The organism is Cohnella abietis (genome assembly GCF_004295585.1).
In the GTDB taxonomy this organism is placed as follows: Bacteria; Bacillota; Bacilli; order Paenibacillales; family Paenibacillaceae; genus Cohnella; species Cohnella abietis.
In genome coordinates this window covers 1575520-1588971 of sequence record NZ_AP019400.1, presented here as the reverse complement: position 1 = coordinate 1588971, position 13452 = coordinate 1575520, and the positions used below count along the sequence as shown (strand labels likewise).

The window sequence follows — 13452 nt, the reverse complement described above, 5'->3', positions numbered from 1 at the left end:
AAGTAAAACCGATGCCGCGGATTAAGCCGCAGCAACGATTGTTTGTAAGCTAGGTGTCTCAACGGTACGTCGTAACACAAGGGACAGGATTGGTTTGGAAAATAAAGAAACAGAACCGGCCACCAGCAATACTGGAATCCATTGAGTCAACGACAATGGCGCCGTGTGGAAGAACCCGGATAAAGCAGGAACATACAGAGCCGCCATAAGCGCGAGCCAAGATACGCTGAGCGCGCCGATCAAGAAACGGTCCTTCTTCCACTCGCTAGAGCTTTGTTCGGTTCCTTCCTTCCTCCAAGAAAAGGTTTGGAACAACTGACCCGTAACCAATGTAGCAAACGCAATGCTTTGCGCGACTGCAATAGGAGCTCCGGTCGCAATGCTGGCTGCGAACAATCCAAGCGAACCCAGTCCGAGCAAAACACCGCGAACAAGCACTTTCCGATACAATTTTCCATTCACGATATCGGTTCGTTCAGTTGTGCCGGTTTTATCTCCTGGATTAACCGCAAGCACCATTGCCGGCAATGCATCAGTTAACAGATTCATTAATAGGATTTGCACGGGGACGAGCGGAATGGGTAGACCAAGAATAACGGCCGCACTCGTTACAATAATCTCAGCGAGATTACCTGTGAGCAAGCATCCTAGCGCCCTACTAATATTACCGATGATCGTTCTTCCTTCTTTAACGCCATCGACAATGGATCCGAAATGATCCTCTTGAAGCACCATATCGGCCGCTTGTTTAGTCACTTCCGTTCCTTTCTCACCCATAGCAATTCCGACGTCTGCCTGCTTAATAGCAGGGGTATCGTTCACGCCGTCTCCGGTCATCGCTACTTTATGCCCAAGCTTCTGGAATGCCATGACGATCCGAAGCTTATGCTCCGGAGTCACCCGTGCAAAAATCGATACATCCTCTACCATCCCGGTCAGCTCTTCATCCGTTATACGGTCCAGCTCATGTCCGGACAAAACCTTCTGGGTCCCATCGTAAATGCCTATCTGCTTCCCAATCGCAACGGCAGTAATTGGGTGGTCACCGGTAATCATCACTGTTTTTACGCCAAGCGCTTGCGCGTCCCGAATACCTTCTACAATCGCAGGCTTGGGGGGATCGGCCATGCCTACCATCCCGACGTAAATTAAGTTCTGTTCATCAATGTACGTCTCATCCCGATCTCCATCTATAGGATTGTAAGCAAAACCGAGCACGCGGAGTGCATCCGCGGATAGTTGATCGTTTTGCTGCAAAATTTGCTGTTTTTGATCTTCTTTTAATTCAAATATTTCGCCATTTGCCTGATATCGGTTGCATCGCCGAAGAACGGCTTCTACAGAGCCTTTCGTAAGGACAAAGCATTCGCTGTTCGACTTCGCAGCATCCTTGCATACAACGCTCATTTTACCTGTATTCGAGTCAAATGGTACTTCATGACTTCTATGCCAACCGCTTAAATGATGCGACCACATTCCTTTTTTTGCAGCTAGCGTCAGTAGCGCGCCTTCCGTCGGATCGCCTTTAATGATCCATTTCCCTTCCTGCTGATCCAGCTTGCTGTTATTGCAGAGAATGCCGATTTCCAGTATTCTCCTCAAGTCGCCGTCAATTCCCGAATCGACGACTTCGGTTTCCTTATATAGCTCGGCGGACGCAGTTGCGGCAGCTTCAGCGCCTACCTCCAGAATGTCTCCTTTAGGCTCGTACCCTTCACCTGTAACAGCCCACGACCGGTTAACAGAAGCAACGGTTCGAACCATCATTTCATTTTGGGTGAGCGTCCCGGTTTTGTCTGTGCAAATGACTGTAATTCTACCCAGCGTTTCAAGAGCGGACAACTTCCGAACTAACGTTTTTTTCTTGGCCATACGGAAAATCCCTGCGCTTAAAGCGATCGTAATCGTAACCGGAAGACCTTCCGGAATCGCGGAAGCCGCAAGTGCGATGGACGTCGACACCATTTGGTTCAAAGGAATACCACGCAACAAGCCGGCAACGAATACGATAGCCCCTGCCGCCAAAGCGCCCTTTAAGAACGTTTTGCTTATGGAGGTTACTTTCTCCTGCAAAGGCGTAACCTCTTTATCCTCCTGCTTAAGAAGGGCAACAAGATGACCCATTTCCGTGTCCATTCCCGTGTTTACGACAATTCCTATGCCTTTTCCACCGCAGATATCGGTTCCCATATATAACATGTTGGTTCGTTCCGCAAGCGGGAGATCCTCATCAATGGACATGGCGGTTTTGTCAATCGGAAGCGATTCTCCGGTTAAAGCAGCTTCGTTCACACGGAGGTTCGAGGCGTGCAAGAGGCGAATGTCAGCCGGCATACGATCACCCGCTTCTAGATGTACGATATCACCCGGAACCAGTTCAATCGCTGAAATCTCACATTCCTCTCCATTGCGGACAACCTTGCAGGACGGGGGCTGAAATTGATTCAAGGACTGAACGACTTTTTCGGCTTTCCGTTCCTGAATAGTGCTTATAGCGGCGTTGGCAAGTAATATCGCCCCCATCGCGATACCGTCGAATAAACCACCGCTTAGAAACGCGATTGTTGTCGTCCCCAACAGAACAAGCGTCGTAAATTCCTTGAACTGTCCGAAATAAGTAACAAACCAAGGTGTCGGTTTTTTTCCTTCCAGACGGTTCTTGCCATATCGTTCTTGAAGCTCTGTTATATGAGCAGCTGATAGCCCGGAAAATTCATCGACTTGGAACCGGCTAATAAGCTCATCTTTCGAGTAGGAGTGCCATGTAGGTTTTTCGGAAGCTACGGCAATTTCCTGAATGCCGAGTGAATGCTCTAAAGGGGGCTCATTCGTTTCGCTTGCCTTTTTCGATCTGGTTAAAAAAACAAGCGATAACGCATCTGCAGCTAAGTTGACAACAGGCGCGCTCAGCGCTCCAAGAGATGCTAGAACGGAGCCCAAGAGATTCCAGCTCTTCGTAATTTGAAAATGCTTGTTAACGGTTCGATCCATTTGCTTCACATAATCCAAGGTTTGGAATACCCGAGGTATTTGATCCGTGGTAATTGTAGGGATACCTGCCCCCGCCATATACTCGTTTATTGGACTCGATTGCGAATCGACTAATAATAGCGCGTGCTCCCCCTGCTGCTGCATATGAGCTAATCTTTCAATGATTTCACCCTGCTGAAGGAACAACCAGCCTGTATCGATGCCTTTTTTCTTGAGAGCTGCCTCACTCACATTTGACTGATTTCGCAGTACGCCGATTTCCCAGCCTTTATCCGTGAATGAGGATATTTGTTTCCCCCATTCATTAAAGACCGTTTCCTCCTTCCGTGCGATAAACCCTATACATGGTTCAGTCTTATGGCCGGATTTGGCAACGAAAAGAACGTTGAAGCCCTTCCGCTCCATACGCTTAGCTTCCAAATTGTAAGTATCGCATGTGATCCCATGCTCGTTCATATAAGATGGGCTTCCTACGTAGATAGAAATATCTTTGATTTTACCCGTTATGCCGTTTTCTTCTTCAATGACATGAAAGGCCGACCGAATGGTGCGGCATGTTCGTTTGGCATGCTCCCACACATCTTCCTTCCAAGGATGATCGCTGCTCTTCATTAAAGAAGCAGCGTAGCATATGGCTTTCTCGGAAAAATCCTCTTCGCCGAAGAAGATAATCTCCTCCGAATTTTCCTCTTGTTCGAACAATAGTGATGTATCCTCGATAAGCATCGTTTTTGTACGGGCTAACTGCGATAGCGAGCTATTCGTGGGCATTGTAAAGTTCCGCTCATGCGAAACGACTTCGGCTTGCTGCCATGCGAACTGTGCAGGAATAGTGGCTGGCCTTGGATTCGCTGCTAACATTACAGCTATACCTTGCAATGGATTACGGGTGATTGCCCAAGTTAAGGCGCCCCCGACCAGCCCCCATTTCGGCGCTTTCTCGCTGTAGCTTTGAATTTCCGGCGGCAGCCTGTTTTCTTGACCCGGTTCAAGCGCCAGCTGACTTCGCTTCCAATTGACGAATTGAAGCACGCTGAGTCCCGCAAGAACAACCAGGTTTTCTCTGACTAAGGCGAGCGCCAAGGCGGAAGTTCCGAGTATTAGATCCGAATTCCATTTCCTCGTCCGAGAGAACGATTCAAAACCGCGTTTAATGAAGGGATATCCCGTGACGATCGAAACCAATCCTGACAAATAAAAGGGTAATGGGCTTCCGGCCAAAGCCGATCTACCTGTAATTAACCTTTTAGCCCCCAAGACGGCTAGCCCTCCCATAGCGATTGCAAGCGTGATAGGAACTTTCTCTTTCGGTTCGGGAGTTGGCATTGAAAGCAATGATGCACGTGGGTTCAACTGATCTTGATCCGACATCATTTCAGCCGCAGAAGCTGCTTCTCCCTTCGCTTTCGTTAAAACTGTCTCTGGCGCTCGATTATCCTCCTTTTGCTCGGATTGTGAACGAACACTATCGTTCAAGAGAAGCTCAACTTCGTGAATGGCGCAAATAATCTCTCCTGCATCCATAATAGTCTCGTCGTATTCGATCAACGCTCGACCAGAGACGGTATTTGGCACAATTCGAGATATGCCCTTCATTGTCGAAAAGTGCCTCAGCAGTAACTCCGTCGTAATCGGATTTTCTTTAAGGCCGGTAATCTCGATGCGGATTCGACCCGACATTACACGAAGGAATCTTTGTTTTTCCTGGGGCACTATGGCAACAGCTCCTCAACATGAAATCTACGCTGTTAATATGAATAATCCATTCCCTTTTTATACAAAGTAAAGGTAACAACTCCCATGAAAAGAGGTCTCTCCCATGTTTAAATCGCCGATTAGCCTATTACTTGCCGCAGCGGGTATCATTCTCGCCGTTTCCCCTAATGCTCGAAAAGCTGTAAGAAAAATAGCTGTCAAGGGAACGGAATGGGTACTGGATATGAACGATCAATTGAAGGCTGGCATAAAGGAAGTTGATTTGGCAAATGTTCTCAGCGGCAAGGATGAGAATCATGCAGAAAAAGCGGGCATACTTTCAACGGAACAAACTCATATTGATCAATAAGGTGGCGAATGAAGAATGATTCAAGGAATATTCCAAGGGGGATCTCTTTGGGGTGGATTAGTATCGGGCGGTATTTCTCAGCTTAAAGACACCCGAAGCCTTACTAATGGTCAGATGGACAAATCGCAATATGCGGTTCAAACGTCGGAAAATGTAACAGGTGCTCTAGGCGTTATGGCGGGAATTGAGTATGGAGCGATTCTGGGTACATCGATCATGCCCGGAGTCGGAACTGTTCTCGGCTCCGTCTGCGGCGGACTGCTTGGCCATACTTTTGGGCGCAAGGTCGGTAGCGAGGCGGGAAAAATGTTAGTCAACAATCGGATTACACAAAATGTAGCCGAAAAATTAGATGAAGCCCTGTAACCAGTACTAACCTAATTAAATTATAAGAACAAAAATCGGTTCACCCACCTTTATTTTTTTATAAGGCGGGTGAACCGATTTTTGCCAAAAGGAGCAGCTTCGATATGAATAATTCGGAAAAAGATAAAATATTGGATAAAATCTCTATTCGTTACAGTACGACTTGGACGCTGGTTCAAAAATTAGTGCAATTATTCATCCGTTGAGAAACCATAGCTCGGATCAGGGAGTGAGCAAAAGATGGGAACTATGATAGCGGTCGGCAGCCCTAACCCCCACACTGGAACAGCTCAAAAAACAGTTGGCCAGTATTTGTTCGACTGCCTGAAGCTGGAAGGCATTACCGAAATTTTTGGCGTTGCTGGAGACTATAATTTTACACTATTGGATACGCTCGAGCGGTATAACGAGATTCGGTTTATTAGTGGACGGAACGAATTGAACTCAGGTTATGCGGCGGATGGCTACGCAAGAATCAAAGGTTTGTCCGCTCTTATTACGACTTTCGGGGTCGGGGAGCTCAGTGCCTGTAATGCGATAGCGGGTGCTAATAGCGAGCATGTGCCGGTGATTCACATTGTAGGTGCACCTCCTGAAAAGGATCAAAAGGAACATAAGCTAATGCACCACACTCTAATGAATGGGAATTTCGACATCTTCCACAAAGTGTATGAGCTCCTTACGGCTTATACCGCGGTGCTGACGCCTGAAAACGCCGAAATTGAAATTCCTGCCGCCATTCGCATGGCGAAGGAAAAGAAAAAGCCGGTATACCTTGTTATTGCTGATGATTTAGTGACTAAGCCGATCATTTCCCGAGAAGAGTTGGTACCGCCGAGACCAACGTCTAATTTGAAAACCCTTCAGGCAGCAACAGAACATATCCGCCAGCTACTGCAGCGCTCCCACCGACCGGTCATTCTGGTTGATGTCAAAACCATGCGATTCGGCTTAGAGAAAGCGGTTCGGCAGTTGGCCGATGCCATGAATGTACCTGTTGCGACAATGATGTTCGGAAAGGGAGCATTCGACGAAACACATTCTAATTATATTGGAATGTACGAAGGCTCTTTCGGAAGCTCTGAAGTCCAGGCCACGGTAGAAAATGCAGACTGTATCATTGCGGTAGGCATGGTATTGGCGGACAATAACACTGCGAACTTCACCGCGAAGCTAAACCCTCTGGTGACAGTCGATATTCAACCGGACATGGTTAAGGTCGCAGAAGCGGTATATCCGAATGTGGTCGCAGCCGAAATAATGCTTGCGGTGCAGAAGATTGGGTACAAGGGCCACGGTGTAACGGGAAAAGTAACATTCCCATACGACCAAATAACCGGCAGTGCCGATGATGCACTAACTGCTGCTATTTATTATCCTCGTTTTCAGCAGATGCTGAAAGAGGGGGATATTGTGGTCGCCGAGACCGGTACGTTTTACAACGGGATGGCGCAGGTGAGGCTGCCGCGTAATGTAACGTACATTGCTCAGGGAGGTTGGGAGGCCATCGGTTATGCTACTCCCTCGGCATATGGTGCAAGTATCGCTGCGCCGGACCGACGGGTGTTGTTATTTACTGGTGACGGCTCCTTGCAGCTAACAGCCCAAGAGATCAGCTCCATGTTCTTTTATAAATGTAAGCCCATTATTTTTATCTTGAACAACGACGGTTATACGATCGAGAAATACTTAAATGTTAAAACAGAGGATCAGCAGTATAATAAAATTCCGAGCTGGTCTTATGCCAAGCTGGCCGAAGCTTTCGGAGGCGACGCGTTTGCTGTGACTGTCCGGACTTACGGAGAGCTGGATCAGGCTATCATCCAAACTGATAAGGAACGTGCCGAAAGACTCTGTATTATTGAAATGATCGCCGCGGACCCAATGGACGCTCCTGAAAATATGCGCCGTATGCGCAATTATTTAGAAATGCAGGAGAAGCAGCGAAGTCAGAATTAGAAAATAAGTGTTAAGAAACGTAATAACCCGTTACTCAAATAATGAATGACGAACAATAGCAACAGCCCCTCACCATCTAGTTCAGTGGTGAAGGGCTGTTGCTGTTTAAGTTAGGTCTGCACGTTGTAACTTACTGGGCCGTTCTTTTTTCCTTCAGCACCGACCGGAAGATCAACCTCAGAAGAGGCGGTACCGCAAAAAAGATAAACAAAGTTCGGAACAGCTGATAACAGGTAATAACCGATAAATCTCCATTCACTTCCTTGGCAATGAACGCCATCTGATCCATGCCGCCCGGCGAAAGACTAAGGAATGACGTGACTACAGTGATGTCATGCATTCGCGTCAACAGCAGGCTAAGCAAGATCGAGCACCCGATCAGCGCCACCCCGTTCAATAGTGCGAGTGACACCATTTTGAGCTTGTTTTTCAAGTTTTCTGGCTTCAGCAGCAGCCCGATGTAGCTCCCCATCATTAATTGCGACAGGTCAAGCACGAACGTCGGCAATGAATGGCCTGTATAACCCGACAAATTCAACAGCACTGTTCCGATCATCGGTCCCAGCAGAAATGCCGTCGGGAACTTGATTTTTTGGCCGATGAGCGCTAACAGTACGCATACGACTGCGAATAGCCAAATATGCTGGAGTAACGCTGGATCCCACCCAGATCCGGCTGCTGCAGCAACTGCGGCTCCGTCGTTGAGTGTGACATGAAACAGCGGACTGAAGACAAGCAGCGGTACGAAGAACATGATCATGATCAGTCTGGATACCTGCAAAAAGGTAACAATCGTCAGATCGATACCCTTCATTTCCTCTGCCAGTGAGACTATCTGGCTTAGCCCGCCGGGAATGCTCCCCATAAGCACGGTCGGAAAAGGAATTTTGGATAGCAATGAGATGATGAATGCGATGCCTCCAGCGCACAGAAGCAAAAGTGCTGTAAACAGAACCATCGACGGCAACTGGCGACCGATTTGCACCAAGGTCGACGCGGTGAATGATAGCCCCAATGTGTAACCAATGATGATCATCCCGGTATTGCGGATCTGTGCGGGCCAGTAGAACGTAACGCCCCTAAATATTTTGGAGCCAATCAAGACAAAAACCATAGAGCCCAGCAGCCAGGGAATTGGCATATGAATCAGCTGAAAGAAAAAGCCCCCCAAAACTGCAATGACACAAGTCGTCAAAAACCGGATCCACTTGCTCTCTTTCCATGATGAACTTTGGTGTGAATGCCCGGTGCCGTCCATTACAGGCTCTCTGTCAACTCGTCAATCACTGCTTGGACATCGCCTTGAAATAAGCCCCCATGATAGCAAATTACATTGTCGATCGGATATGCCTTGAATTTGCGAAGCGACGCAAGGGCAGTTTGCATGTCAGGTGTAACTGCTGGATTGGGACCTTGGAGCTTCCCATTATCAACGACCATCGCATCTCCGGCAATGAGAGTTTTGCTAGGCTCATGGTACAAGCTGATATGACCCGGCGTATGTCCGGGAGTATGAATGACTGTAAGTCCTCCACCCAAAGGTAGCTTCTCCCCGTCCGCCAGCAGGTGGGTCACATTTTTTACTTTTCCCGAAAAGGCGGTCTCAAAAGAAGACGCAAGGTCCTGTGGCAGAGACGCGATCAACCCTTGCTTAAACTCCTCGCTTAACTTAATCATCGGCTTCAAACCATCTATATACGGCTGGTCATCCGCATGCGCATATACGTCCACACTTTCACTTTTAAACTCCGGCAGACCGCCCACATGATCGAGATCCTGATGAGTAAGAATAATGGAATGAGGGGCCTTCGGATCGATGCCCGCTTGAGTCAAAAGCTCCGTAATAGGACCGTAACAACCGGGCATTCCCGTATCTATTAATACGTAAGCCTGCTCGTCACGGATGACCGTCGGGTTGATGACCATATGGTTCTCGCCCATCTGAAGAGTAATCTCTAGCATCTCAATCTGTTCATTAATTTTCATGTTGCGCCAAAGCTTAGTTGCTCTGGCTCACCTCCTTATATTTTCTGACAATAAAACTCACGAGTACATTATATGACTTTAAGGTTTTTGCGTCAATTCCTTTATTGACCATCAGGTTAGGGCATGTCAGAATGTGTAGAGGTGGAAAATATGGAACAATTCAAAAGAAAACAAATCATAGATACGGCAATGCGAATTTTCAAGGAAAAAGGATATTTCGCAGCCTCCATGCAGGACATCGCTGAAGCTTGTGGCATGGCCAAAGCGAGCATCTATAAAGTATTTCCCTCGAAAGAGGATTTATTTACCGGGATCTTCGTCGAGGTACACCGGACACTGTTCGAAGAAGCACGAGCGCTTGATCGCACGCTTACGTTGGAGGGGCATCCGCCTAAGGAAATTTTGCGCCGCAAGATCGTGTTTCAGCTGCAATTTATGCTCGAAAACTACTTTTTCACCAGCGAATTCAAGGAGCTGCCGCTTACAAGCAACGAGAATTTTCTGCATGAATGGCGTAAAAAAAGAGCCACGCTGCTTACGATGCACCACGACTGCTTCCTTGAAGCATATGGCGCGCCCATTGCCCCCTATCTGGGAGATACCGTGGCTATCTTCCGCGGCATGTTGAAGGAATATTTATCTCATTCGGTACAGTCCGTAATCGCGGTCCCCATGGCTGATTTGGCCGGATTCCTCACAGATAGGATGGATGTGATCATCAGCGATTTAATCGCAAGCAAAGCGGAACCAGTTCTCAAGACTTCGAGTGCTTATTTCAACGACATCAACCAGTTGGATGACGAAACACGAAAGGCCAATCTTGAAGAGTTTCTGAAATTTGTTGTCGTCAAAATCAAGGAGCTACCCCAGCTAGTACGCATTCAGGATGAGCTGCTCGAGGTAATCGATCTGCTGCAGCGCGAGCTTGGACAACCTAAGCCAAATAGTACCCTTTTGCGGGTTTACGTCACCTTCCTAGATACCGTCAGCGAGTTGAGACCTTATGTAAACCAGCTCGTCCTTATGCTGAACCGTTCGTCAATGCAACATGATAAGCAATAGGGGAATTCCCCCCTCGCCATCTCGCGAGAAATGCCTTTCGAGAGCTGCAACGAGCTTTTCGACTTCGGCTCACGACTGCCCTGCAAACAAATCAGAAAAGCCAGCCCAATCTCATAGGCGAGACTGGCTTTTCTGATATTGTCTAATAACCTATTTAAGGGGTTGATACTTTGCAAAGCCAAAATAAAAAGTATATTACAGGTATTTTTCTTATTGGTGCACTAGCTATTCTTACTATAGTTTTTATTTTTTCGAATCAACAGAACAAGAAAAAGCTACATGATATTCACAATCAAATTGACCAAGCGTTTATTTATCAGATTGGTGAGACCGAGAGTAGTCTTAATAGAATAGACTTATCAGAACCAAACGATGTTTTACGTGAATACCCAAAACTAATTTCCCAACTATCTGCTGTATCAGCCTTATCAAGATTGACCTCATATGAAAAAGAGAATGAGCTTTTGAATGGATCTCTATATAGTCTTTATATTGCCTTGCTCCAGCCCGAAAATAATCAAGAAATCATTAATACTATTAATTCTGATACTATCCAAACCTTGCGTGAAACCCTGAAGCAATTGCATGATGATCCCCTAAATAATGAAATCACCAAGAAAATCGCAAATCTAAGCAGTAAATTATTAAATAAATAGCTCAACTTTCGCAGCACGCTAATACACTTAACCCCATTCTCTAGCAGAAGATTTCATGAAATCTTCTGCTTATTGACGAAAACCACTCATCTTGTTTGCACCGTGTATGCACGTCTCGGCTCGGGGGCAGATTCCTTAGAAGCCCTCAGTGCGTTATTCCCTCGCGGATGCGGATTTTCGCCTCCCTTAGTAGCCCTCAGTGCGTTATTCCCTCGCGGATGCGGATTTTCGCCTCCCTTAGTAGCCCTCAGTGCGTTATTCCCTCCCGAATGAGGATTTCCCGCTCCCTTAGTAGCCCTCAGTGTTACTACTTAGGTCGTGCTAAATCGGAATTGTCCGCGGAGTGCAGATACAAGCGAAGCATGTAGGGGAAGTTGCTGTTTTAGAAGCGTGGAAATAAACCCGCGTATGCTGGCAAAGCGTTGTCCGCCTTCGTTGGTACGGAAGCAGCCGGATATTTTTTGCTTCACCTTGGACATGCGGATGTCGCGTTCAGCCTGGTTGTTGTCAAACGGTATTCGGGCATCTCGAAGAAAGCGAAGAATCGACACTTTGTGCTGTTCGAATCGCTGTCCGAGATTGGCTGCTTTGCTTTTACATTTTCGCCCTTTTGGCCCTGTTTTGGCGCGAACGGCATCTTTTACCCACTCGGTTTTCCCAAGTGCCAGGATGGCGTCGTAGCGCACATCGATTTCGGTGAGGACTTCTTCCGTCAAAGCGACGTCAGCCGCGCGAGACTTTTTAGCCAGCACCCAGCTTCGTTGGAGCAACTCCTTCATCTGGGTCGCCCATTTGTGGCGGTCGTGCTCCGCAATGCCTTGGCACTCGCGAAGCAAATGCGCGTTGCACAGTGCGTGAGAAAACTTAAACACCGGTTTGAAGTACGCCAAGCAGCAATCATGCACGAGCACGCCATCATAAACAGGAAGTACGCCCATGTCTACCAAAGTCTGCCCGCACCGTTTCTCCGCCAATGAGAGTAGCGTCCATTGGTCATTGGAGAGTGTGTGGAGCCATTGTTTTTTACCGTTTGTGCGCATCCCCGTTTCATCGGCATGCAAAACCGGTTGCTTCACCAATTGTTCGCGAATGGCAGGCTCCATTCGCAACGCAACGTCCGCCATTGTGCTCAATTGCGTGATCAAAGTCGTTTCGCTAGGACGCTGTCCTGTCAAATCAGCAAACAACCGCGAAATGCGATCTAACGGCAAGAGCTGGTACACGTTCAAATACGCCGTCCAAGCCGTAAAACTATCTCCGTACTGAACGGGCGCGTTGACGCGTGTCGGAAAAGCGGCAGATTGACGCGTCCGGCATGTAGGGCAACATTTCTCTTCCGCACGATGTTCGGTAACAACCAAACGAGGTAGCGGTAAATCGAATACTTGCCGTTTAATATAGCGCGTAGCCGTCACGGACGCTAATGAGGAAGCGCAATTCGAGCAAGAAGAAACCGAATGGATGACAATCTCATCTGGGTCGGTGCTAAAGCGAAGCGTATGTCCATCATGCCCTTTAGGCGCCCCCTTTTTACCGCCGGGTTGACGTAGATTGGTCGGTTTTCGAAATCCATCGCTCGAAGGCGGTTTACTACTGTTGTTACTATTCTGACCGAGTTGGCGTTCTAATTCATGAACCCGTTTCTCGAGTTTCTCGATTTGTTTTTCTTGCTTATCTATCACGGTGAGAAGCGCGTTGAAGTAACCCGCAATCTCCTGATCTCCTTTGCAAATCGTGTTCACTTGTTGCGGCGTTAGCATCTTGGTCACGCTCCTCGTTGTTGAAGATGGCATAATTATGTATTCGACATGAGGCGAAGAAATCCTTTAAAGAACATAAAAAAATCTCCCGCAATATGGGGAGACCTAAGCAGTAACCCCTCAGTGCGCTATTCCTCCACAAATGCGGATTTCCCGCTCCCTTAGTAGCCCTCAGTGCGTTATTCCCTCGCGAATGAGGATTTTCCGCTCCCTTAGTAGCCCTCTGCAATTAGAATAAAAAGTAGACACCTCTTAGTGAGAGACAGATAATGAAAAAAAGCATACGAAGAGGGTGTTGAAAATGGGTGGGAACAGGCAACATTACAATGAGACATTTAAACGTGAGGCCGTAAAGTATGTGCAAGAGCAGGGGAAGTCGTTAGAGCAGATTGCAGATGAGCTTAACGTTAATCAAGGCACTTTGCGTAACTGGGTTGGAAAGTATCGAGAGTTCGATAACGAGCCCGTAAATCAAGGAGAAACCCTTCGTCAACAATCACAACTTCTCGAAGATCAGAAACGTAAAATCGAGGATATGGAAGAAGAGATTGCAATCCTAAAAAAGGCCATGCACATCTTCAGCAGAGAAAGGAACTAAGGTTCCAGT

The 13452-nt window shown here is 47.4% G+C and carries 10 protein-coding genes; 6 read left to right on the top strand and 4 right to left on the bottom strand.

What is annotated here, in order from left to right:
- Nucleotides 1-21: 21 nt before the first annotated feature.
- Nucleotides 22-4704: a cation-translocating P-type ATPase gene (locus KCTCHS21_RS06450; protein WP_232058105.1), complete on the bottom strand. Its 4683-nt coding sequence runs from the start codon at nucleotides 4702-4704 to the stop codon at nucleotides 22-24.
- A 106-nt stretch (nucleotides 4705-4810) separates the two neighbouring features.
- On the opposite strand from KCTCHS21_RS06450, the gene KCTCHS21_RS06445 reads away from it, so the two are divergent.
- From KCTCHS21_RS06445 to KCTCHS21_RS06435, 3 genes are all read left to right on the top strand, one after another.
- Nucleotides 4811-5056 (top strand): hypothetical protein, encoded by a 246-nt coding sequence (locus KCTCHS21_RS06445; protein ID WP_130606034.1) that lies wholly within the window; start codon nucleotides 4811-4813, stop codon nucleotides 5054-5056.
- Between the two features lie 15 nt (nucleotides 5057-5071).
- On the top strand, nucleotides 5072-5422 hold the full coding sequence (locus tag KCTCHS21_RS06440) for a hypothetical protein (RefSeq protein ID WP_232058104.1): 351 nt from the start codon (nucleotides 5072-5074) through the stop codon (nucleotides 5420-5422).
- Nucleotides 5423-5662: 240 nt separating this feature from the next.
- Nucleotides 5663-7381 (top strand): alpha-keto acid decarboxylase family protein, encoded by a 1719-nt coding sequence (locus KCTCHS21_RS06435; RefSeq protein ID WP_130606032.1) that lies wholly within the window; start codon nucleotides 5663-5665, stop codon nucleotides 7379-7381.
- Between the two features lie 130 nt (nucleotides 7382-7511).
- Here KCTCHS21_RS06435 and KCTCHS21_RS06430 read toward each other — a convergent pair whose 3' ends face one another.
- Together KCTCHS21_RS06430 and KCTCHS21_RS06425 are read right to left on the bottom strand one after the other, a co-directional pair.
- Nucleotides 7512-8639: an AbrB family transcriptional regulator gene (locus tag KCTCHS21_RS06430; RefSeq protein WP_130606030.1), complete on the bottom strand. Its 1128-nt coding sequence runs from the start codon at nucleotides 8637-8639 to the stop codon at nucleotides 7512-7514.
- Nucleotides 8639-9367, bottom strand: coding sequence for an MBL fold metallo-hydrolase (locus KCTCHS21_RS06425; RefSeq protein ID WP_130606028.1), 729 nt, complete (start codon nucleotides 9365-9367; stop codon nucleotides 8639-8641). The genes KCTCHS21_RS06430 and KCTCHS21_RS06425 overlap by 1 nt, the downstream gene beginning before the upstream one ends.
- A 150-nt stretch (nucleotides 9368-9517) precedes the next feature.
- Between KCTCHS21_RS06425 and KCTCHS21_RS06420 the strand changes: the two genes are divergently transcribed.
- Both KCTCHS21_RS06420 and KCTCHS21_RS06415 read left to right on the top strand, forming a co-directional pair.
- On the top strand, nucleotides 9518-10429 hold the full coding sequence (locus tag KCTCHS21_RS06420) for a TetR/AcrR family transcriptional regulator (RefSeq protein ID WP_157993968.1): 912 nt from the start codon (nucleotides 9518-9520) through the stop codon (nucleotides 10427-10429).
- Between the two features lie 170 nt (nucleotides 10430-10599).
- Complete coding sequence (locus KCTCHS21_RS06415; protein WP_130606024.1) at nucleotides 10600-11085, top strand: hypothetical protein; 486 nt, start codon at nucleotides 10600-10602, stop codon at nucleotides 11083-11085.
- Between the two features lie 311 nt (nucleotides 11086-11396).
- Here KCTCHS21_RS06415 and tnpC read toward each other — a convergent pair whose 3' ends face one another.
- Nucleotides 11397-12845, bottom strand: a complete 1449-nt coding sequence (gene tnpC / locus KCTCHS21_RS06410; protein ID WP_157993967.1) for an IS66 family transposase — start codon at nucleotides 12843-12845, stop codon at nucleotides 11397-11399.
- A 301-nt stretch (nucleotides 12846-13146) separates the two neighbouring features.
- Here tnpC and KCTCHS21_RS06405 point away from each other — a divergent pair, with 301 nt between their 5' ends.
- Entirely contained in the window at nucleotides 13147-13443 is a 297-nt protein-coding gene (locus KCTCHS21_RS06405) for a transposase (protein WP_130606020.1), read from the top strand.
- Nucleotides 13444-13452 lie beyond the last annotated feature (9 nt).